At 43.7% G+C, this 24,897-nt stretch carries 10 protein-coding genes; 3 read left to right on the top strand and 7 right to left on the bottom strand.

Annotation, left to right across the window (positions count from 1 at the left end; translation table 11 throughout):
* The first annotated feature begins 40 nt into the window (after positions 1-40).
* The 3 genes from AAHI99_RS05065 (at position 41) to AAHI99_RS05055 (ending at position 8,435) form a co-directional block, all read left to right on the top strand.
* Positions 41-4,486 carry a SpvB/TcaC N-terminal domain-containing protein gene (locus AAHI99_RS05065; protein WP_342227217.1) on the top strand — a complete coding sequence of 1,482 codons (4,446 nt, stop codon included), beginning with the start codon at positions 41-43 and terminating at the stop codon, positions 4,484-4,486.
* An 11-nt stretch (positions 4,487-4,497) separates the two neighbouring features.
* Complete coding sequence (locus AAHI99_RS05060; protein ID WP_342227216.1) at positions 4,498-7,629, top strand: RHS repeat domain-containing protein; 3,132 nt, start codon at positions 4,498-4,500, stop codon at positions 7,627-7,629.
* A gap of 479 nt (positions 7,630-8,108) precedes the next feature.
* Entirely contained in the window at positions 8,109-8,435 is a 327-nt protein-coding gene (locus AAHI99_RS05055; RefSeq protein ID WP_342227215.1) for a hypothetical protein, read from the top strand.
* Positions 8,436-8,476: 41 nt separating this feature from the next.
* Here the strand turns inward: AAHI99_RS05055 and AAHI99_RS05050 are convergent, their stop codons facing one another.
* The 7 genes from AAHI99_RS05050 to lgt form a co-directional block, all read right to left on the bottom strand.
* On the bottom strand, positions 8,477-9,814 hold the full coding sequence (locus AAHI99_RS05050) for a S41 family peptidase (protein ID WP_342227214.1): 1,338 nt from the start codon (positions 9,812-9,814) through the stop codon (positions 8,477-8,479).
* Positions 9,815-10,097: 283 nt separating this feature from the next.
* Positions 10,098-13,847: a choice-of-anchor D domain-containing protein gene (locus AAHI99_RS05045; protein ID WP_342227213.1), complete on the bottom strand. Its 3,750-nt coding sequence runs from the start codon at positions 13,845-13,847 to the stop codon at positions 10,098-10,100.
* 672 nt (positions 13,848-14,519) lie between these two features.
* A complete protein-coding gene (locus AAHI99_RS05040) occupies positions 14,520-19,844 on the bottom strand; it encodes a choice-of-anchor D domain-containing protein (protein WP_342227212.1) in 5,325 nt (1,774 codons plus the stop codon).
* 70 nt (positions 19,845-19,914) lie between these two features.
* Positions 19,915-20,691, bottom strand: a complete 777-nt coding sequence (locus tag AAHI99_RS05035; RefSeq protein ID WP_342227211.1) for an outer membrane protein — start codon at positions 20,689-20,691, stop codon at positions 19,915-19,917.
* 131 nt (positions 20,692-20,822) lie between these two features.
* A complete protein-coding gene (gpmI, locus tag AAHI99_RS05030) occupies positions 20,823-22,376 on the bottom strand; it encodes a 2,3-bisphosphoglycerate-independent phosphoglycerate mutase (protein ID WP_342227210.1) in 1,554 nt (517 codons plus the stop codon).
* Positions 22,377-22,553: 177 nt separating this feature from the next.
* Positions 22,554-23,840, bottom strand: a complete 1,287-nt coding sequence (locus AAHI99_RS05025) for an MATE family efflux transporter (RefSeq protein ID WP_342227209.1) — start codon at positions 23,838-23,840, stop codon at positions 22,554-22,556.
* A 272-nt stretch (positions 23,841-24,112) separates the two neighbouring features.
* Positions 24,113-24,895: a prolipoprotein diacylglyceryl transferase gene (gene lgt, locus AAHI99_RS05020; RefSeq protein ID WP_342227208.1), complete on the bottom strand. Its 783-nt coding sequence runs from the start codon at positions 24,893-24,895 to the stop codon at positions 24,113-24,115.
* Positions 24,896-24,897 lie beyond the last annotated feature (2 nt).

Genomic DNA, 24,897 nt, shown 5'->3' with positions numbered 1-24,897 from the left:
GATTGACTCAAGTTAAAGGATTAACTTAAGGAAACTTTATATGCAGCAAAATTCACAGGATGTGAATGTGGCCTCGTTGTCCTTACCCAAAGGCGGCGGAACTATCAAGGGTATGGGAGGCAATCTTAATCCAGCGGGGCCAGATGGCACGGCCTCGCTGTCCTTGCCTTTACCTATATCAAGCGGACGTGGCGTGGCACCTGACTTATCCCTGACTTACGCTAGTAGGTCGGGTAATGGTCCTTTTGGCATGGGATGGCAATGCCAACCTACATCGATCCGTTTACGTAGTTCACACGGTGTGCCACGGTACAATGATACGGATACTTTTTTAGATCCGATGGGAGAGGTGCTGATGATTGCTCCCGATGATATGGGATCAGCAGATAAACGGACCAGCAATATTTTACAAGGTGTAATGCTCTCGGAAGCCTATACAGTTACTTGTTATCGGCCACGTATTATTTATGACTTCAGCCGCTTGGAATATTGGCAGCCTGTGGTGGAGGATACGGAAAGTCCATTTTGGGTGATGTATAGTCCGGATGGCCAGATACATATTTTTGGTAAGCATGCGCATGCTCGGGTAGCAAATCCCACGAACGACAAACAGATTGCTCAGTGGTTGCTGGAAGAAACAGTAACACCTAGCGGCGAGCATATCTATTATCAGTACCGTGCAGAGGATGAAGTTGGTTGTGAGCAGCATGAAAAACAACAGCATCCTCAAGCGAGTGCGCAGCGTTATCTTGCGCAGATTAATTACGGTAACATCACGCCGCGGAATAGTTTATTTGCATTGGACGAGGCATTACCTAAGGATAGTCAATGGCTATTTCATTTGGTATTTGATTATGGCGAGCGTGACTCTTCAATCTTTACTGTACCCGATTTTCAGGCTAAAGCGTCTTGGAATGTTCGTCCAGATTGTTTTTCTCGTTTTGATTATGGGTTTGAAGTGCGTACGCGTCGCTTGTGTCAGCAGGTACTTATGTTTCATCGCTTGCAAGCATTGGCAGGAGAAGACAACCCTGCGGAAGTGCCCGCACTGATTTCTCGTCTTATTCTGGGTTATGACCTAAATAGCAGTCTCACTTTGCTGATTTCTGTGCGTTTGCTAGCACATGAGGACGATGATACGCCGGTTAGCATGCCGCCTTTGGAGTTTGATTATCAACGCCTTGATACAACACAAATTCCAGTTTGGCAACCGATGTCTCAGTTGGCTGGACTGAATGGCCAACAGCCTTATCAACTGGTGGATTTATATGGCGAAGGTTTACCCGGTGTGCTCTATCAGAATTTGCCCGGAGCATGGTGGTATCGGTCACCGACACGCGGCGAAGATGATGCGGTGCTATATGGTGCAATGAAGCCGTTGCCACAAATCCCTAGCCAGCAACAGGCGGTTATGTTGATGGATATTAACGGGGATGGCCGTTTAGATTGGGTGGTAACGACGCCCAGCATTCGAGGCTACCATAGTATGGAGGTCGATAGACAATGGTCAAAATTTATACCTATTTCTGCCTTACCGCTTGAATACTTTCACCCACAGGCACAGCTGGCTGATTTGCTTGGGGAGGGCTTGGCGGATCTGGTACTGATTGGTCCGCGTAGTGTGCGCCTGTACGCCAAACATCGAGATGGATGGCATACAGGGGTGAATGTTATTCAGTCGGGCGATATAACGCTACCCATTCCCGGAGCAGATGTAAAAAAATTGGTGGCGTTTGCGGATATGCTGGGATCAGGTCAAGTACATTTGGTCGAGATTTCTGCCGTCGCAGTACGTTGCTGGCCGAACCTGGGACATGGATGTTTTGGGCCTCCCCTATTGTTAACTGGATTTAAGCCGTCGGCAGAAATATTTAATCCAAGTCAATTGTACCTTGCGGACATTGATGGCTCTGGGACCACTGACATTCTTTATGCACATAGCAATTTTTTGGAGCTATTTTTAAACGAGAGTGGTAATTACTTTCGTGCGCCTCTATGTATCCCCTTACCCCCAGGCGTGAGGTTTGATAGAACCTGCTTGCTGCAGATTGCAGATACACAGGGACTGGGCATTTCGAGTCTTATTTTGACGGTACCGCATATGTCTCCTGTGCATTGGCGCCTGGATCTGGCTCAACATAAACCTTGGTTGTTGAATGTGATGAACAACAATTTGGGTGCTGATACCACACTGTTTTACCGCAGCTCAGCACAGTTTTGGTTAGATGAGAAACACCGTGCCGAGGAAAAAAATCAATTAATAAACTGCCACTTACCATTTCCTATGCATTTGCTATGGCGGATAGAAAAACTGGATGAAATTACAGGGAATCGCTTGAGCACTGTACAAACCTATGCGCATGGCGTGTGGGATGGTAAAGAACACGAGTTTCGAGGATTTGCTCAGGTAACCCAGATCGATATGGATATTTTTGCACAGGCAACAAATCGATCGGTAACGCCCACGATTTATCCAGCACGAACTATTAACTGGTTTGCAACCGGAGTAGTCGCAGTAGATGCGCAACTTTCTCTTGAGTTTTGGCGCAGGGATGAACAAGCTTTTCCGGATTTTTTAGTCCGGTTTACCCGTTATGATAACGAGACAAAAAGTGATCAGGTTATTACTCCTAAAAATGATGAAAGCTATTGGTTGCATCGGGCGATGAAGGGGCAATTATTACACAGCGAGGTTTATGCAGATGATGATTCTGAGTACTCGGATCGGCCTTATACTATTGTTGATAATCGCTTACAGGTTCGAAGGCTGACGGGCTTGCAAGACAATGAACTATCAAGCTGGATATCAGTGATTGAAACCCGTAGTTATCAGTATGAACGGGTTCCCTGTGATCCGCGCTGTAGCCAGCAAGTCGTATTGAAAAGTGATCACTATGGTTTCCCGTTGGAAACGGTGGATATTACTTATCCACGCCGGCCAAAACTGCCTCTCTCTCCTTATCCTGACACATTACCAGAGACACTTTTTGACAGCAGTTATGATGAGCAGCAGCAGGTATTGCATCTGACTCGACAACGGCAAGCCTATTATCATCTCATCGAAAAGGATAGACAGGTTTTGGGCCTGACCGATGTGATGCGCAGTGATGCCTGGGAATATCATGCGAGTGAGGTGCCGCATAACGGCTTATCGCTGGAAACACTTAATGCAGAAAGCAGTTTAATTGGGCCCGGTACAACCCAGAGTTTTCTGGGATATAGGCGTGTGGCTTATAAGGGTCCTGATGAAAAACCCACGATACCGGCTCTAGTTGCTTATACGGAAAAAACGGCTTTCGATGAACAAAATTTGCTGACTTTTAATGGCGTAATAAGTGCAGAGGAATTGCATGAACAGCTGATAAAGGGCGGCTATAGGCAGACTGCACGGCCTTTCCGTGAAGAGGCTGAGTCGGATGTTTGGGTCACTCGACAAGGCTATACCGAATATGCTGGCGCGGAAACTTTTTATCGCCCGCTAGCACAGCGCAATACCTTATTGACCGGTAACAGCGTATTGAGTTGGGATTCGCATTACTGTGTGGTTATTAGAATACAGGATGCGGCGGGTTTTAACACCGAGGCAGTTTATGACTACCGTTTCCTAACACCTATCCGAATAACCGATATCAATGACAACCAAAGTCAGGTGACATTGACCGCACTGGGTCAAGTCTCTTCTAGTCGATTCTGGGGATGGGAAGGTAATCAAATACAGGGTTATACCCCACCTGAAGAAAAACCGTTTACATTACCTAGTTCTATTGCTGAAGGCTTAGCACTAAAGCCAGGTATTCCGGTTGCAAACTGTATGGTTTATGCACTACTCAGTTGGATGCCTAGTGCAGAAAGGATTAGTAGACAAGAGGATGAGGTACAATGGCAGCTTTTACGCGAAGCAGGCGTCATTACGGAAGATAAACTCATTTGTGCGCTGGCTTATCGTCGTTGGCTAGAGCGTCAGGGAGAAGCGACTCAGCGAAAAGCTATTCAGTCCATGGTACGTATACCTGCACATATATTGTCGCTAGCAACGGATCGCTATGATCAGGATCCAGCACAGCAAATAGGCCAAGTTATTACATTCAGCGACGGTTTTGGACGTCAGTTACAAACTGCAGTGCGTCATGAGGCAGGTGAGGCTTGGCAACGTGCAGAAAATGGCAGTTTAGTGACTGGCAGTGATGGCAGACCGGTCGTAATACATACAGAAAACCGTTGGGCTATCTCTGGACGGGTAGAATATGACGCTAAAGGACAGCTTGTGCGCGCCTATCAGCCTTTTTTTCTTGACAACTGGCGTTATCTGAGTGACGACAGCGCCCGCCACAACCTGTATGCAGATACTTATTACTATGATGCGTTGGGGCGTGAATATCGAGTAAAAACGGCTAAAGGGTATTTGCGTGAGGGTTTATTTACTCCCTGGTTTGTGGTGAATGAGGATGAAAATGATACTGCGCACCGAGTAAGCAATCAAAGATAAAAGGATTACGTATGGATCGGGTTGACTATAGTTTATATGAAAAAACTCCAGAGGTTTCCGTTGTCGACAACCGCGGACAAATAGTTCGGGAAATTCGCTATCATCGTCACCCTGATACGCCAGTAATAACTGATGAACGGATTATCCGCCATCGGTTCAATGTCTATGGACAGTTAACCCACAGCATTGATCCAAGATTCTTCGAACTCATGCAGTCTAATCAATCGATCCAGCCCAATTTTGTCTATTGTACCGCTCTCAGTGGCGAGGTTTTGCGTACTGAGAGTGCAGATTCTGGTACCTCAATGACATTGAATGATATTGCAGGTCGACCGATGTTCAGTATCAATGCGCTGGGGATAACCCAAACCTATCAATATGAGACGGATACACAGCTGGGACGACTATTGAGCATTCATGAACAGGTGAAGGATAAGCCTGCTCGAATTACAGAGCGCTTAGTTTGGGCGGGTAACAGTCAGACCGAGAAAAACCAAAACTTGGTTGGTCAGTGTATTCGTCATTATGATACCGCCGGACTGATGCAAATCAACCGTGTTTTATTGACAGATACTCCGCAGTTAATTACTCAGCAGTTACTGAAAGCCGATACGAATGCGGATTGGCAAGGAGACGATGAATTCGTTTGGAGTGATCAACTGAGTACGGATGTTTTTACGACGCAAACGACCACTAATGCCACCGGGGCCTTATTAACTCAAAGGGACGCCAAAGATAATCTTCAACGATGGGCTTATAATGTGGCAGGTCTGTTATGTGCTAGCTGGTTGACACAGAAAGGACAAGCTGAGCAAATCATTGTTAGGTCTTTAAGTTATTCGGCAATGGGTCAAAAATTGCATGAAGAATATGGGAATGGAGTCATTGCTAGCTACACCTATGAGCCAGAGAGTCAGCGCTTGCTAGCTAGCAAGATTGAACGTCCGCGTGGTCATGCGCTCGGTGCAAAAATATTACAGGATATGCGTTATGCATATGATGCGGTAGGTAATGTACTCAGTGTTCATAATGTTGTGGGGGTTACGCGTTTCTGGCGCAATCAGAAAGTGGATGCGGCTAGCAATTATATCTATGACAGTTTATATCAACTTATTAGCGGGTCCGGGCGCGAGATGGCGAATATAGGTCAACAAGACTACAAGTTGCCTGCACCCTTAATTCCCTTGCCAACCGATAATAGTACTTATACTAACTATACTCGCACTTATGCCTATGACCGAGGAGGGAATCTTACTCAATTTCGGCATAGTGCTCCCGCAACCACGAATAACTATACCACCCACATTAGCGTATCGGATCGTAGCAATCGGGCAGTACTTAGCACACTGGCAGGCAACCCAGCAAACATAGACAGTTTGTTTGATAAAGCAGGTCAGCAAGTGCAACGATTAGGTCAATCGTTGCACTGGACAGGCCGAGGCGAGTTGGATCAGGTAGAGATAGTGAATGGTGATAGTCAGTCCACTATTGAGCGCTATACCTATGATGCTCAGGGCCAGCGTAGGCTAAAAATTAGCCAACAGCCCAATGGTAATACGCTGCAAACTCGACAAGTCTGTTATCTTCCAGGGTTAGAGCTGCGTACCCGTCAATCCGGTGAAACAATGAAAGAAAGCCTACAGGTAATTACTGTGGGTGAGGCGGGTCAAGCGCAAGTACGGGTATTGCACTGGCAAGTCGGCCAACCTGAAGGTATTCCTAATGATCAAATACGTTATAACTATAGCAGTGAAACCGGCAATCGTAGTTTAGAGTTGGACAATGTGGGTCGTGTTATCAGTTTGGAAGAGTTTTATCCCTATGGTGGGACTGCACTCTGGGCGGCAAGTAGTCAAACCGAAGCGGATTATAAATTTATCCGCTACTCTGGAAAAGAACGTGATTTAACCGGATTGTATTATTATGGATCCCGATATTATCTATCCACGGAAGGGCGATGGTTGAGTCCCGATCCGGCAGGGACAGGGGATGGGCTTAATTTGTATGGAATGGTGGCGAATAATCCTATTCTCTACACAGATGCGGATGGTCAGGCGAAGGAAAATCGCTTTAGGGATATTTACTGGCTGGCTACCTACCTGGTGCGTAAAATTACCAAGAAGGACGCAGCCAGTTCTTTTGCTCAAGCTAAAAAGATCACCCTGGCAGTTATGGGTGGGCTGGCATTAGCAGGTATTGCGGGGTTAATTGTTGGTACGGCTGGAGCTTCTGTCATTGTGACACTCGCCGTCCTTGGCGGGGCTGCATTAATCGGTGCTATTGCTGGATGGAATTTAGATAGAATCACCAGCAAGATGACCGCAATTTTTGCAAGATTTGCTCAAGATAAATCGCCAGCGGTAAATATTGCTATGGGGGCTACTATCGCAGTAGGAACTGCTCGGCTGCATGGTGCAAGTACTGGAAGCTTAGTGCTTGCTGGGGCTTTTGGAGGTTCATTTGGTTATTTAGGATACGCGGTTGGTGACGCGGATCGAGGAGCCGGTGGAGCGCATGGAGCCGGCACCGGTTTAGGTATGGTAGATATTATCGGGGGAAGTGGAACCAGCACAGCAATGCGAGTTTCTGCGGGTGGATTCGGAGGCGCAGGTGGATTTTTGACAGGTACATCATGGAGTGCAGAGGCGGGTAATAACGCGGCGCTGGGTAGTTTTCTCGGTGGTAGTCTAGGCCGGCTGGCCGACAATGTTACCAGCATTGCTACCGCGTATGCTTATCAAAGAATAGGCAGGCCTCTAGTGGCGCAGGGCGTTTCATCTTTCATCAATTTTGTGGGGAAAGACAACTTTGTTAGCCAATTCGTGGGTAAGGTTGCAGGGAAGAAGGTGGCGGGCTGGTTTGCAACTTGGTTTAAAAGCAGTAATGATGCAGGTGGATTGGGTGGTACATGGGAATGGACCGGTAGCGCGACCGGAGCCGCTATCGGTGGCGTTGGGACTGCGTTAGTGCACACGTCGGATACCCATTTTAATACACGTATGGGCCAACTTGGGGGTCTGCTCAACTTAATAATGACTAGTGCCTTGGATTATACCAGCCGCTGGGGAATACGTTATTTCGGCTCTAGAGTCGCTAGGGATGTGGCTATTAGCGGTGCGACGCTTTATGAGTCACTTGCTTGATTTGTTTTTATAATAGTGCTGCAAGTTAACAGAGCTTAGCATGAAGATTAATTAGCTAATGTTAAGGGATGACTTTATTTTACGAAGAATATTATGCAAGAAGAACAAATGAGCAACATGGATTTAATCGCTATGGCGAATAATTTTTCTGAATGTAGGATTAATGCGAAATATTTTCCCTTGATGTTTGACTCATCGTGTATTACAGAATCTTTAAAATATATTATATTTTGCGTCATATCCACAAGCTGAGTCCCGAAGATATTCTAGAGATAAAACGAGTTTTTCACGAAAATTTTAATTTTTTTTCTGAAGAATACCAAGAACCCCCGAATAATAAAAAAAATTTGATTTTATCAATGCTATTTTTTACTTTATTGGTAAGTTCAGCTGTTGGTTGTATGTATTCGCTGGCTGTATTTGTTCCTATAGTAATTATTTGCTGTATTTGCTTGATAAAATGCATGTATGTAATAAATATGCAGAGTTGCCCGTTGGAAATATCTGCAAGATATGATGATATTTATGATAGCTGTAAAGATGAATTATTTAGGTTAAAACTTAATTTGAATCTATTGAGAAATTCATTAGCCGAAAAATATCAAATTAAAACGACTACTATTGATTGTGTGGATACGTCATCCGTTGATAATCAACCGGGAAGCTTTCAAAAAAGGAAGAAATCGGTCTCATTCGCACCTATACTAAATGTGCTAAATATATTTGCTATAGAAAGTCCGGAAACAAGATCGCGTGCGAATAGTTATGAAAACAATGGAAATTTACAACCTAAATGTAAAATATAAAAAAATTGATTTATTATTCCGAGAAATCTAAAAAGTTGGACTTATACTGAATTTTTGCTATTTTGCAAGACTACTATGCTTTTTAATAAGTTTAATGCGACAAATAACTGATAATCATTTTTTACTAAATCATTGTTGCTACTTGTTGTGGATGAAAAAATAGTTTTTTCACTATTATTACCATTTTTTAAATGTCCTTTTAACTCTGATTCATGGAGATAGATAGGCTCAGCCGGATTTTCGCTCAAGGAATTTATCTTCAATTCATCCAATGTAATATCAGGCGAGATACCGGAAGCTTGAATCGATCGACCTGAAGGCGTGTAATACAATGCAGTGGTTAATTTTAATGCGGTTGTTTCATCTAACGGAATAACCGTTTGCACCGAACCTTTGCCAAAACTTTTTGTCCCTAAAATAATGGCGCGTTTGTTATCTTGTAATGCCCCGGCGACGATTTCAGCGCCGGATGCACTACCCTGATTAATCAAAACCACTAATGTGCCTGCATAAATTTGATTATTCGGTTTGGCAGTAATTTTCATATTCGCTTCGGATGATTGGCCTTGCGTAAAAACAATTACTTGATTATAAAGCATTTTTTTATTATCAAGAAAAGCATTGGTGACATCTGCCGCTGAGGTTAATAATCCTCCGGGATTGTTTCTTAAATCCAGTACTATACCTTTAATTGGTGTTTTTTGCTGGTGTTGTAATTTTGCGATCATTTGATCTAAATCATGACGTGTGCTGGACTGAAAACTATTAATGCGGATATACGCATAATCAGGTTCTAACAAGTGTCCTTTGATGCTTTGTATCCGGATAATATTGCGTTTTAAATTAACTAAGAGTGGTTTATGTTGACCTTGTCTGACTAAAGTCAATTGTATGGAGCTGCCTTTTTCGCCACGCATTTTTCTGACGGCTTCGCGTAAACTTAAGCCTTGAATGGGCAAATTATTAATGCGTACTATCCAATCTCCTGGTTTAATGCCCGCTTTTTGTGCAGGCCCATCATCAATCGGGGTTACGACACGTAATAATCCTTCTTCCATGCCCACTTCGAGTCCTAAACCACTGAATTCGCCGGTGGTAGCCGTTTGTAAATCTTTTAAATCGTCGGCATCTAAAAAACTTGAATGCGGATCCAGGCCGCTCGCCATGCCTTGCATCGCATTTTGTAATAGCTCATGTTCGGAAGTTTTTTTGACGTACTCATTTTTGATAATTTCTAACTCGCGATTAAAACGTAATACATCTTGAGAAAGTTTATCTTCTGGGGAAGCGGGTGCTTTAACTTGGCCAGAAAAAGGTGAAGTACTAAAACCTAATAAAGAACAGGTGAGGAAGAAAAAAAATAGCATTTTTAATTTCATACGAGCTTATCCTTTTATTTAGTATTTGTACAAAGTTTACTCTGTGGAAAGCAATCGGAGTGCATTCCTAAATGGTCAATTTTTTTGGCGACTCAATTTATAGTGTAATTCACTTTGCTGAATTTGCGAGGAAAGCAACTCTATGTTGTTGCTTTATTGACCAATAAGCAATGGATAAAAACCAAGTGAAAAGCGCAGGATTAAAGGATTAAGAAAAGGTAATGTTAATGTGCTAACATTACCTTTAAATCTGTAATAGCTAAGCTAGCCAAAACTTGTCAATTTAAGGAACGGCCCCTACGGCTATGGCCCTGAAAGCAGTGCCGCCAATGAACCCCGCGACCTTTTTGGTCCTTAGAAATGTGCCATCATTACTATAAGCTACGTGGTAGGTGGCGCCCACAGCATAAAATTTGCGGTATCGTGAAGACCAAACCGTGGCCCACATGGATGCCTCGTTAGAATTCCCTCCGACCTTCCATGTCTGGCCATCACTACTGTAGTAAAGAAATTGGAAACTCCCTACTAAATAATATATTTCTAGCTCAGGAGACCATACCACACATGATGCATTGACACCCCCTATCTCGATTGGGTTACTCCAAGTGATGCCATCAGCACTATTCAAAACACGCGTGTTATCAGTACAGGTAACATAGAGTCCCAAACTTGGACTCCATGCCACACTCTTTAATCTGTCGCTCACACCACTTATTTGCGATTGCCAATCAATACCATTGGGGCTGGTTAAAATAGTACCGTTGTCGCCTACTACCACATATTGGCGTTGTTGTGGACTCCAGGTAGCGCCATATAAGGCATTAGTAACATTACTTGTTTGAGTCACCCAGGTTATACCATCGACACTGGTGGTTATTCCTCCCTCTGTACCGCCTACTAAAAATTGGGCAAGATCAGGATTCCAGATAGCATATCTTGGGAGAAAGGAGGGAATTGTTCTGTATCTTGTATAGCTAACTCCATCTGGCGTAACCAGCAGCAAACTTGTAGGGGTTGGGTTAACAAAGTGTCCAACTATAATACTTAGTTGTAATGTTGGGCTAAAAGCGACGCCTCTTGCATTTGCGTTGGAATAAATATTTCGCTTAGTCCATTTGTCGGTCCAGTGTGGTGCAGTGTACATAATTCCGTCATCGCCCGCAGCTAGCAAATAAGTATTGCCAACGACAGTATAGGTGTTTAAAGGGATGTCTTCGCCTTGATCATAGGATAAGGTTACACCTACGGTATAAGCGTCGAATTGTGTAGGCGTAAAATTTGCTTCTACTATACAGCTAGCACCCGCCACGAGTGGGCCAGTACAGGTATCTGAGGTAATGACCAAGCCTAGAGTGGGGGTGATACTCAAACCGGTAGCATCGCCAGGGCCGGGATTAGTGTATTTAAATATTAAGGGATAAGCCGTGTTAACAGCGGCTACATCGGGAAGGCCTTGTTGTACGAAACCTTGTAAAACCAACATACCTACCGTAGTGGATGTCGATAAAGAAATAGCAGGATTGCCAGCGTATTCAAAGATTATTCCTACCGTTTGCGGGCCTACACTTGTTGGTATGAGTATCCCTTTTACTTGACAAGAGGCACCTGCGGTTAAGGTTGCTCCGCAAGTCGTTGAGGTTTGGTTGAAGTCAGGAGGATAAGCGCTGGTGTCTAAATTAACCGAAGTTGCATCCACTACGTCTTCATTGGTAAACAAGAAAGTAACAGGATAGGAATTTCCAACGGCGGTACTGCCTGGTAAGGCTTGCTCTACTAAACCGGTTACTTCGGCAGCGATTATCGAAGTTTGAGTGCTTAGTGGCACTGGTGCAGCTTCATCGGTGTTTAAGGTCACACTGACTGAATAATTACCGGTTGCACTAATATCTAAATCACCTGTTATCACACAAGTTGCATCAGGCGCTAGATTACCTATGCAAGTATTAGAAGTTTGGGTAAATTCATCTGGATAATTTGTTGTTAGATTTAATTCTGTAGCGGGTGCGTTACCGGAATTACTAAACTCAAAGCTGACCGGCAGCGGTGTCGTCGATGCCGTCTCAACGGGTGGTAAACTTTCGGTTACACTCCCTGAAATAGCCACTTGACTCTCAACTTCTGTACTCGTATCTAATACGATATCTGCCCCTTGGTCATACGATAAGGTTGTTTTTACAGTAATAGGTTGCTCGGGTGCAGTGGTACTACTGGGTATAAAATCTCCTGATACGACACAAGATTCATTGGCCGCTAAAGTATCTGTACAGGTGTTAGTGGTTTCTTCAAAGCCTGGCGGATAGTCAGGTGTTAACAGCAAATTAGTGGCAGGTGATGGGTTCTCATTCGTGAAGGTAAATTCCACGGGATAACTTTCACCCAGCTCAGTGGGAGAGGGTAAAGGGATGCTGACATCTCCGGTCAGCACAAACGCAACGGTTGTGGTAGAGGTTTCGAGTGGAACAGGAGCTACCCCTCCAGCATACGTCAACGAGGTTGCAACCGTGTAATCACCTTCGCTAGGTGGAGTAAAGCTACCTTCTATGGAGCAGCTGCTATGAGCCTCAAGCGTCGTTGAATCTGTACAAGAATTCGCAGTTTCTATAAATCCGTTGGGGTAATTAGGCGTTATTACGACACCGTTAGCGTCCGCTGCGCTGTTATTCTCATAGCTAAATATCACCGGATAACTGTCGTCGGGTGAGGTAATTTCCGGTAAATCGGTGGTGACAGTTCCCGTAATATCCACCACAATCGCGGCTGTTTCGGTGGATAGTGGCACCGGGTTGAGACTTTGATCGTAGGCTAAGGAAACATCGACCGTGTAATTGCCAGCCGTTGCGGGTAGTAGCGTTCCTTTCACGGTACAGGTCGCGCCAACGGCTAAGCTCCCGGTACAGGTGTCGGATTGCGGTGTGAAGCCGGCTGGATAGTTAGGCGTTATGCTGAGACCGGTAGCGGGTACGGAACCTTGATTGATGTAGGTAAACACCACGGGATAACTGACAGCTATTGAAGTGGCAGCCGGTAAACGTGTCGTTACATCACCGGTAACGCCTAAGGCACCCACATCAGCGGTTGTGCTAGTGGCTAGTTGAACAGGATGACTGCCTTCGACATAGGCCAATTCAACACCCACCGTAAAATCACCCGCGGTTGCGGGTATAAAGGTTCCTTGGATGGTACAACTGGAATGGGGATTGAGTGTGCCGGTGCAGTTATCGGATTGCTGAGTAAATCCTGGTGGATAGTCTGTTGTGATAGTCACACCGGTGGCGGCTACTGGACTGTTATTGGTATAGGCAAATACGACCGAAAAGCTATCGCCGACCTCGGTCATGCTGGGTAGCGGAGTGGTGACATTGCCCGTCACGTCAACCACAATAGCGTCGGTACTGGTGGATACCGAGGCCGGTGTTTGGCTTTCAGCATAGTTTAAAGCTGCAGCAACGGTATAACTGCCCGGACTGGGAGGGATTAAGCTTCCTTGAACGGTACAACTTGCTCCAGCAGCTAAAGTAGTTCCTGAGCAAGTATCTGATTCTTCGGTAAATCCGGTGGGATAACTGCTTTCGAGATCAAGATTAGTGGCCGGACTTCCGCCTATATTTTGAAAAGTAAAAATGACAGGATACTCTGAATCAACGAGTGTGGTTGCGGGTAAGGCTTGAGTGACACTGCCTTCAATTAACAGGGTACTGCCTTCGGCAGTGATGGTTTGTACGGGTAGCGGCACGACATCATTAAAGTAATGTAATGTCAGTTGAAATTGCTGTACGCCTGTAGTGGAAGGACTAAAACGAACGGTAACGTTACAAGTTTGCCCTGGCACAAGAAAGAGATTTGAGCATTGGTCCTCAACGGTAAAATCACTTCCTCCAGTATAAGTAACCGTTAAAGGGGCCGGCATCGGAGCAGGCAGGTTACTTACGAGCTGATAGACTGCTTCATATTGCTCTCCTACGACAACTGTCGCAGGGAAAGGGTTTTGCAGACTCCAGCCGATAGGGTCAATGGCACGGTTTTTTTTGTTCATAGAATTTCCTTATTATAATAAAAGTGAATTTAAGCAAAGTAATATCGTAGGTTAAGGAGTAAAGTACTTAGTTGGATCGGCCTTTTAAATCGACATTGGCAAAAGTGGAATTCCCATTGCCACTATGTGCTTTTCCTAATGTGCTCTTTTACTAAATCCTGGTGAGATACGCGGTGTTAATCCATGTGTTTTTTGCAGAATCTCCTTATTCAAGCTAACTCAACCTGATTTTTAATTTATAATTCTTTTTGGGTTTTCTATCAATTACAAGATAGGCAATTTTATTTATAGGGAAAATTATATTGTAATAATTCGTTACGCTATCCCATCCGATTGGCTGTAGAACATAAGATTTTCTATCACAATAAAGTTTATTTGTTTCAAGAGAAATTCGCAGCAAAGTTAGAAATATTAGCTAGAGTGAATTCAGACTTAAGTATTTATTCCATTGGCCAATGAAAAAAATTACTGTAGCTGAACAAAAAAGTTCAACTTAAATACTGGCTGTGGGTTGTGTTCCGGAAGAAATTTACTTTAAAATAAAAAAAAGATAAATTGGCCAAGGATCTTTTTCCTTGTTATTAATTTAATAAAAAAGATAATGTGAGTTGTCCAACATTATCTTTCTTTATTAAGCCTGCAATGATAGCTAAGTCATTGCAAAAGTTATGCTTAACCCACAACGGCCCCTGCGGCTACCGCATTGATTGAATAATTAGCAAATGTGGTAAGCGACTTATTGTCCCACTTCTTTAAACCGGTTGCACTATTGTAGACATTCGTGTTCGTGCCTACGGCATAAAACTCATTCAAGTAACTAAACCAAATGACATCATTAATAATTTTTGTTGTTCCTGATTGCTGCTTCTGCCATTGCTGGCCATCACTACTCGTCGCTATATAAGTATTATTTCCTACTAAAGCAAATCGACCCAGTGTAGGTGACCAGGTGACGCTCTGTGCAATAAATTCTATAGTTGCACCTGGATTAGTCCAGGTGATGCCATCAGTACTGTTTAAAACATAATTAGCGTTGACACTGATAACATATCGCTCCAAACTTGGACTCCATGCCACTGCGGTTAAGTTGTCGCTGACACCACTGGTTTGTGATTGCCAATCCATACCATCAGGACTGGTTAAAATAGTACCGCTTGAACCTACTACGACATATTGGTGTTGTTGTGGGCTCCAATTAGCGTTATTTAAAGTGGCATTAACCGGACTGGTTTGAGTCACCCAGGTTACACCATCGACACTGGTGGCTATCTCTCCCTGTGTACCTATTGTTAGAAATTGGGCAAGATCCGAGTTCCAGATAATATTTCGCGGTAAAAAAAGAGGAAACTGTTGGTCGTGAATACTAATTCCATCTCGCGTAAATTGAAGAAATCCTTTGACACCCGAACTATTATAGTTACCAACCATAACATAGCGTTGTAATTTTGGACTAAAAGCGGTACCGGTTAAATTAATCGTCTTATCCTTATTATCTCGCGTAGTCCATTTTGACCAAGTCGGTGTAGTGCGGAGAAAGCCTTCACCACCTCCAGCAATAAATAAGCTATTGCCAACTACAGTATAGGTATTTAAAAGGATGTCTTCGCCTTGGTCATAAGATAAGCTCACGCCTGCCGTATAAGCACCAATTTGGGTGGGCGTAAAATTTGCCTCTATTGTACAACTGCTATTTGCAGCTAGTGTGCCACTACAGGTATCTGAGGTAATGTTCAAGCCTGTGCTGCTGATACTCAAACCGGTAGCATTGTCCGGATCTGGGTTCGTGTATTTAAATATTAAGGGATAAGTTGTATTAGCCCTGGCTACATCGGGAAGGCCTTGTTGCACGAAACCTTGTAAAACTAGCATACCAACCGTAGTGGATGTCGATAAAGGGATATCATCACCTTCGGCGTATTGAAAGCTGACTCCTACCGTTTGCGGGCCCTCGCTGGTTGGTGTGAGTATCCCTTCTACTCTACAGCTGGCGCCAGCCGCTAAGGTTCCCTCGCACGTCTCTGAAGTTAGCTGAAAATCAGGAGGATAGCTAGTGACTATATTAACTGTCGTTGCGTCAGCAGTTCCTTTATTGGTGAACAAGAACGTAACTGGATAGTGGGTATTAACGACCGTACTTCCTGGTAAGGCTTGTACTACTGATCCGATTACTTCCGCAGCGATTATCGAAGTTTGAGTGATTAGCGACACGGGTGCAGCTTCATTGGTGTTTAAGGTCACATCCACTGAATAATCCCCGGGTATACTAATATCTAGATTTCCTGTTATCTGACAACTTGTATTAGCCGCTAGCGTGACTACGCAAGTAGTAGAAGTTTCAGTAAATTCAGGGGGATATTTTTTTATTAGATTTAATCCTGTAGCGGGTGCGTTACCATTATTCGTATATTCAAATACAACAGGTAGCGGTGTCGCTGATGCCGTTGCAACAGGTGGTAAACCTTCGATTACATCTCCTGAAATATCAACTTGACTCTCAATTTCTGTACTTGTAATTAACTCGATAGGCGAGCCTTCTGCATAAGTTAAAGTTGTTCCTACCGAAATAGTTTGTTCTGGAGGAGTAGTACTACTGGGTATAAAATCTCCTGACACGACACAAGATGCATTGGCCGCTAAGGTATTTGTGCAGGTGTTAGCGGTTTCCATAAAGTCTGCTGGATAGTTAGGTGTTAAATTCAAATTAGTGACAGGTAATGGACTCTCATTAGTGAAGGTAAATTCCACCGGATAATCTTCACCCAGCTCAGTGGTAGCGGGTAAAGGGATGGTGACATCGCCAGTCAGCACAAACGCAACCGCTGTGGTAGAGGTTTCGAGTGGGATAGGAGCTACACCTCCGGAATAAGTCAAAGAGGTTGCAACCGTGTAATCACCTTCGCTAGGTGGAGTAAAGCTACCTTCTATGGAGCAGCTGCTATGAGCCTCAAGCGTCGTTGAATCTGTACAAGAATTCGCAGTTTCTATAAATCCGTTGGGGTAATTAGGCGTTATTACGACACCGTTAGCGTCCGCTGCGCTGTTATTCTCATAGCTAAATATCACCGGATAACTGTCGTCGGGTGAGGTAATTTCCGGTAAATCGGTGGTGACAGTTCCAGCAATATCCACCACAATCGCGGCTGTTTCGGTGGATAGTGGCACCGGGTTGAGACTTTGATCGTAGGCTAAAGACACAGCGACGCTGTAATTACCCGCCGTTGCGGGTAACAGCTCGCCTTTCACGGTACAGGTCGCGCCAACGGCTAAGCTCCCGGTACAGGTGTCGGATTGCGGTGTGAAGCCGGCTGGATAGTTAGGCGTTATGCTGAGACCGGTAGCGGGTACGGAACCTTGATTGATGTAGGTAAACACCACGGGATAACTGACATCGATGGAAGTGGTAGCGGGTAAAGGTGTTGTGACATCACCGGTAATACCTAAGGCACCGACATCAGCGGTGGTGTTAGTGGCTAGTTGAACAGGATGACTGCCTTCGACATAGGCCAATTCAACACCCACCGTAAAATCACCCGCGGTTGCGGGTATAAAGGTTCCTTGGATGGTACAACTGGAATGGGGATTGAGTGTGCCGGTGCAGTTATCGGATTGCTGAGTAAATCCTGGTGGATAGTCTGTTGTGATAGTCACACCGGTGGCGGCTACTGGACTGTTATTGGTATAGGCAAATACGACCGAAAAGCTATCGCCGACCTCGGTCATGCTGGGTAGCGGAGTGGTGACATTGCCCGTCACGTCAACCACAATAGCGTCGGTACTGGTGGATACCGAGGCCGGTGTTTGGCTTTCAGCATAGTTTAAAGCTGCAGCAACGGTATAACTGCCCGGACTGGGAGGGATTAAGCTTCCTTGAACGGTACAACTTGCTCCAGCAGCTAAAGTAGTTCCTGAGCAAGTATCTGATTCTTCGGTAAATCCGGTGGGATAACTGCTTTCGAGATCAAGATTAGTGGCCGGACTTCCGCCTATATTTTGAAAAGTAAAAATGACAGGATACTCTGAATCAACGAGTGTGGTTGCGGGTAAGGCTTGAGTGACAGTACCGCTAATAATAGCGGCGCTCTCTACTTCTGAGCGGGTAGTTAACTCAATCGGTGAACCTTCAGAATAAGCTAAATTGAGTCCTACTGTTATTGACCCAGGAGGTGTGCTACTGCTGGGGATCAGCGTTCCGGATACGCTACACGATGCACTGCTGGCTAAGGTATTCGTGCAAGTATTCGTATCTTGCATAAACTCGGCTGGATAATTCGGTGTAAAGATCAGGTTAGTGGCGGGTAGCGGACTGTCATTGGTGTAGGTAAATACCACGGGATACTCTTTACCGCGTTCGACGCTACCTGGCAAGGGTGTGCTGATCTCTCCGGTAAGAACGAATTCAAGAGTGTTGGTACTGGTAGAGAGTGGAATTGACGCGGGTGCACCGGCATAAGTCAAAGAGGTTGCAACGGTATGTGTGCCTGAGCTGCTAGGTATAAGACTTCCTTCAATGCTACAGGTTTGACCTGCGGCGAGTGTTCCGGATGCGCAAGTATTCTCGTTCTCAGTAAATTCAGTAGGGTAGTTCGGTGTTAATACCAGATCAGTTGCTGTTATTGAACTGTGGTTGGTATAACTAAATACTACCGAATAACTGGTATTGATGGCCGTGGTAGCGGGTAAAGGTGTGCTGACCTCTCCGGTAATATCCACCACAATCGCGGCTGTTTCGGTGGATAGTGGCACCGGGTTGAGACTTTGATCGTAGGCTAAGGACACAGCGACGGTGTAATTACCCGCCGTTGCGGGTAACAGCTCGCCTTTCACGGTACAGGTCGCGCCAACGGCTAAGCTACCGGTACAGGTGTCGGATTGCTGGGTGAAGCCGGTTGGATAAGTAGGCGTTATGCTAAGACCTGTAGCGGGTACGGAACCTTGATTGATGTAGGTAAACACTACGGGATAACTGACAGCTATTGAAGTGGCAGCCGGTAAACGTGTCGTTACATCACCGGTAACGCCTAAGGCACCCACATCAGCGGTTGTGCTAGTGGCTAGTTGAACAGGATGACTGCCTTCGACATAGGCCAATTCAACACCCACCGTAAAATCACCCGCGGTTGCGGGTATAAAGGTTCCTTGGATGGTACAACTGGAATGGGGATTGAGTGTGCCGGTGCAGTTATCGGATTGCTGAGTAAATCCTGGTGGATAGTCTGTTGTGATAGTTACGCCGGTGGCGGCTACTGGACTGTTATTGGTATAGGCAAATACGACCGGAAAGCTATCGCCGACCTCGGTCATGCTGGGTAGCGGAGTGGTAACACTGCCCGTCACGTCAACCACAATAGCGTCGGTACTGGTGGATACCGAGGCGGGTGTTTGGCTTTCAGCATAGTTTAAAGCAGCGGCAACGGTATAACTGCCCGGACTGGGAGGTATCAATCTTCCTTGAACGGTACAACTTGCTCCAGCAGCTAAAGTAGTTCCTGAGCAAGTATCTGATTCTTCGGTAAATCCGGTGGGATAACTGCTTTCGAGATCAAGATTAGTGGCCGGACTTCCGCCTATATTTTGAAAAGTAAAAATGACAGGATACTCTGAATCAACGAGTGTGGTTGCGGGTAAGGCTTGAGTGACACTGCCTTCAATTAACAGAGTACTGCCTTCGGCAGTGATGGTCTGTACGGGTAGGGGTACGACATCGTTAAAATAATGTAATGTCAGTTGAAATTGCTGTGCTCCGGGATTGGAAGGACTAAACCGAACGGTCACGTTACAGGTTTGTCCCGGTAGCAGAAAGAGGCCAGAGCATTGGTCCTCAACGGTAAAATCACTTCCTCCGGTATGGGTAACCGTTAAAGGGGCTGGCATCGGAGCAGGCAGGTTACTTACGAGCTGATAGACTTCTTCATATTGCTCTCCTACGACAACCGTCGCAGGGAAAGGATTTTGCAGACTCCAGCCGATAGGGTCAATGCTGCGGTTTTTTTTGTTCATAGAATTTCCTTATTATAATTTTTCTAGACAAACTAATATCTAATGGTCAAGCAAGCTTATATCTAAGCGGCTAAGCAAAGTAATATCGTAGGTTAAGGAGTAAAGTACTTTGGTTGGATCGGCCTTTTAAATCGACATTGGCAAAAGTGGAATTCCCATTGCCACTATGTGCTTTTCCTAAAACGTCATACCGATAACCTAGACCTATTTGAAAATTTTTGTTGATGTCATAGTCCATGCCGAATCCGAGGATATAAACGAAGTTACTCGTCGTTGCACCACTAAATCCGGGAGGGATACGTGGGGTAATCCCGGGTAAAGCGGTTTCGGTATAAGAGTCTAGTGTATTCCAACTGTTGCCAATCCCGCCTAAAAGATAGGGAGAAAGACCGCTCGACCAACGATAAATATTAGCTTTGGCTAGTAAATTAAGTTGTTGAAAATGGGTTTTAAATTCATAGGTATAATCGGTAAGGTTAGGGCTAAAAAATTTCTGGATGAAACCTGTTGATTTGATAGGAAAATAATAACTATATTCTAGACCTAAGCTTAAAATAGGGAGCCATTCGTCGTCTCGATGCCAACTATAACCTCCCGATAAAGCCACCACTTTACTGTTTTGGTTGTTGTTACTAAAGTAAGCATCTGGAAAAAAACTTTGTTGAGAAACGGTATATTGATCGGCATGGTAGTTAAATACCCAGCCTGCTGCCAAGTCGACATACCAGAGACCTTTAGTCGGCAAAATGGGTTTTAAGCAACAGTCACAGCCATTGGTATTAGCAAAGGCATTGCTTGTAAAAAGCAAAGAGATAATGACAATCCATTTAATCGATGTGTTTTTCACAGAATCTCCTTATGTAAGTTAACTCCACCTGTTTTTAATTTATAGTCCTTCCTTATTTTTTTATCAATTACAAGATAGGCAATTTTATTTTAGGGAGAATTACTGTGAAAAAAAGGAACAAAATGCTAAAATTATTTCAGTGCAAGTAAGTTTTGACCGGTCATTTCTTGCGGTTTAGGTAAATTTAATAAACTTAAAAGAGTAGGGGCGATATCTGCTAAACTTGCCTGTTTGACTGGATTTATTGTCGCCGGTCGACCGATATAAACAAAAGGTACAGGTTCATTGGTGTGAGCAGTATGTGCTTGTTGTGTTTTTTCATCAAACATACATTCAGCATTACCATGATCGGCAGTAATGATAGCTTCGCCACCGTATTTTTTTAAACAAGCAATAAGCTTGCCAATACAGTCGTCAATGCAGCTAATTCCTTGTAAGGCTGCTGCTAAATTTCCAGTGTGTCCTAGCATATCGGGGTTAGCAAAGTTACAAATGATGACATCATATTTTTTTTCTTTAATGTCCTCTAACAGATGTTGAGTAATTTCGATAGCACTCATTGTCGGAGTAAGATCATAGGTACTCACTTTCTTTGAAGGGATTAAAACGCGCGTTTCATTTGCTGCAGGGACTTCATCGCCACCATTAAAAAAGAAGGTGACATGTGCATATTTTTCAGTTTCTGCAATACGTAATTGGGTCAAATGATGTTGAGCAAGATACTCACCTAAGCCATTACGTAAGGATTGTTGTGGAAAAGCAATTTGACTGGGGATGTCACTAGCATATTCAGTTAAAGAGATAAATCCTGCTAGATGTGGTTGTGTTTGCCGAACAAAACCTGAAAATTGTTTGTCGAGAAAAGCATGACTCAATTGACGTGCACGATCAGCGCGAAAATTCATAAAGATAACAAGATCGCCGTCTTGAATTTTCACTGCTGGTTTATTTTCATTGTGAATTGTAGTCGGTGAAACAAACTCGTCACTTTCACCGCGAGCATAAGCCAATTGCAAACCTTGTAAAGCCGTATCGGCAGTGTAGCGTGCTTCACCTAAGCTTAAACAATCATATGCTACTTGTGTACGCTCCCAACGCTTGTCTCTATCCATTGCGTAATAACGTCCAATAAGACTGACAATTTTTCCAAGACCCAATTGTTTACATTTTTTTTCAAGATTTTCTAGATAGGCGGCCGCACTTTTTGGTGGTGTATCACGACCATCGAGAAAAAGATGTAAATAGCACTGTTGAATTCCTTGTTGCGCGGCAAATTTAAGTAAGGCATACCAATGTTGTTCATGACTATGGATACCGCCGGGGGATAACAGCCCTAAAATATGTACTGATTTTTGACTGGCTTTGATCTTTTTAAATCCTGTTAGCAAACAAGGGTTTTTAAAAAATTCTCCGGTTTCTATGTCTTTATTAATACGGCTTAAATCTTGATAGAGTACACGACCGGCACCCATGGTGAGATGACCGACTTCTGAGTTACCCATTTGACCTGCAGGTAATCCTACAGCTAAACCAGATGCATCCAGTAGTGTATGTGGATAGGTTTGCAGTAAATGATCCCAATGCGGTGTATTGGCCATTGCGATGGCGTTATGATCTTTTTCTGATCTATAACCCCATCCATCTAATATAAGCAATAGAATAGGACGTGGATTAAGTTTAGACATATTAAAACCTACTTTTTTAATGTTAATCTTCGCACTTGACATTGTCTGTGTATCGCGCAGATCGCAATCCTCATGTATCTTAAATACATTCCGGTTGCTCGTTTTCGTAGCGCCTTGCCAAAAATCCCATTGCTATGAATAACTACTTTTTGCACCTAAATTTTTGCAGCAGATAGCTTAAAAAAGATATTCTTTTACTTTACGACGGTATTGCCATACCAATAAAAATATACCGATGATTTCAGCTAGAATCGTAGCCCACCAAATCCCATAGCCGGCAAAACCATACGATAACGCGCCAGCGCCTATGGGTAAAGCAATGATCCAAAATATTAAAACAGAACTAAACAATGTAAATCGCGTATCTTTCAAACCACGTAGCGCGCCAAATAGAGCAAAGCGAGGTGCTTCAAAGAGTTGCACTAAGGCTGCAAGCGCTAAAAATTCTTTTGCTAAACGCACAATAGTCGCATTTTTAGGATCATGCAGATTAAAATCGATAGCAATCAGCTTTTCTGGAAAAATCCAATAAATTAAAGCGACTAAGGCCATAAAAATACTCGCATAAAATATGCCCACAACAGTTGCGTGGTTGACAGCTCTTTTATTATTCTCACCGACACTATGTCCTACGCGAATAGTAATGCCTTGAGCTAAAGCAAACGTCACAATTGAAAATAGCCAAAAAAATTGCAAAGCAATCTGATTAGCGCTCAATGTATCTGCACTAATGCGGCCCATTAGTATACTCATGGCTAAAAAAAAGCCTACTTCGAAGCAATAAGTTAAACCCAAAGGTAAACCGACTTGAAAAATTTCATATAGTTGCGGCGTTATTTTTTTCCAGTGAGGAAACTTAAAATAAATGCGGTAACTTTTATTTAAACAAAAGTAAATACTAAACCCTAAGGTGATAATCCAAAAAGTCATTGCAGCGCCCCAACCAATTCCGGCAATACCTAAATTAGGAAAGCCAAATTTTCCAAACATTAAACTATAGTTGAAAAAGATACTGAGAGGGACAAATAGTAAACTAAAGGTTAAATTAGTTCTGGTTCGGCCTAAGCCTGCAACAAATTGTAATAATACGGTAATAATAAAATCGGGAATAATGGCCCAAGTAAGTCCGTGCAGATAGAATTGGGCTAATTTAACCGTTGCAGGTGCTTGTCCAAAAAATAAAAATATCGATGCAAGATGCCATAATAATAGCATCGCCGGTATCATTAAAACGGTAGCGAATAATAGGCCAGCGTAGAATACACAAGCGATCTCCTCATTTTTTTTTGCGCCATAATACCGAGCGACTAAGACGGCAATCGACGAAAGCGTTCCCCAAATAATTACCATTAATGTGATAAAAACCCAGTTTACTAAGGCTCCAGCGGCTAGACTCGTTGCTCCGAGATGCGCAAGAAATATATTTGAAAAAAATCCCACTGACGTTTCAATAATACCGCTCATAATCAGCGGAATGGCTAAAACCAACAGAATTTTGCTTTCAGAAAAAAAAGTTTTGGAATATTGGGCTACACACATGACATGAAAAATTTAAATTTTGATGAAGATTTCTACTATTTTGGCTAGATTTAAATCTAAAGTCTAGAAATCAATTTGAATTAAATAGTTTAAAGAGTATAAAAATTATCATCCTGCGAGCGAGTGTAACGATTACTTCGCGTTGGTGCTTGCAATGATGAGTAAGAGCAAAAAACTTAAATTATTCTTTTGCAATACTAAATTTTGTTGTTATGTATTTTGTATAATAAGAATACACCAAATAGGATCAACGGAATAGATAGTAGTTGGCCCATCGTTAACCAATTCCACGCAATAAAACCTAATTGTGGGTCCGGTTGACGGAAAAATTCGAGTCCAAAACGGAAAATACCATATAAAATAGCAAACCACGCTGAAACGGCCATGCGCGGTCTTTTTTTGCTCGAATAAATCCAGAGGATAATGAATAATATAAATCCCTCAAAAAAGAATTCATAAAGTTGCGAAGGATGTCTAGGTAATCCTCCCGCATGTGGAAATACCATGGCCCAAGGAACATCAGTGACGCGTCCCCATAATTCGCCATTAATAAAATTACCAATCCGACCCGCTGCCAATCCTACCGGTACTAAAGGGGCAGCAAAATCGGTAATCTCAAAAAAGTGTTTTTCAGTTTTTCGACTAAATAAATAAAACGCGACTAAAACCCCTAAAAGACCACCATGGAATGACATACCACCTTGCCAAATTTGAAAAATAATCCAAGGATGACTTAAGAAGTTGCCTAAATCATAAAACAACATATAACCGACGCGTCCGCCTAAAATGACGCCGAGTGCTGTGTAAAAAACCAGATCACTGACTTCGTCGATAGTCCAACCGCTATTCGGTTTTTTAGCGCGATAACTCCCGAGTAACCACGCACCTATAAATCCAACCGCATACATAAGACCATACCAATGAACCTTGAGTGGTCCCAAGCTAAATGCAATCGGATTCATCGTAGGGTAGATCAACATAG

The organism is Rickettsiella endosymbiont of Rhagonycha lignosa, from assembly GCF_964031165.1.
Classification (GTDB): Bacteria; Pseudomonadota; Gammaproteobacteria; order Diplorickettsiales; family Diplorickettsiaceae; genus Aquirickettsiella.
The sequence above is the reverse complement of the archived record's forward strand: the minus strand, read 5'-3'. Positions and strand labels throughout refer to the sequence as shown.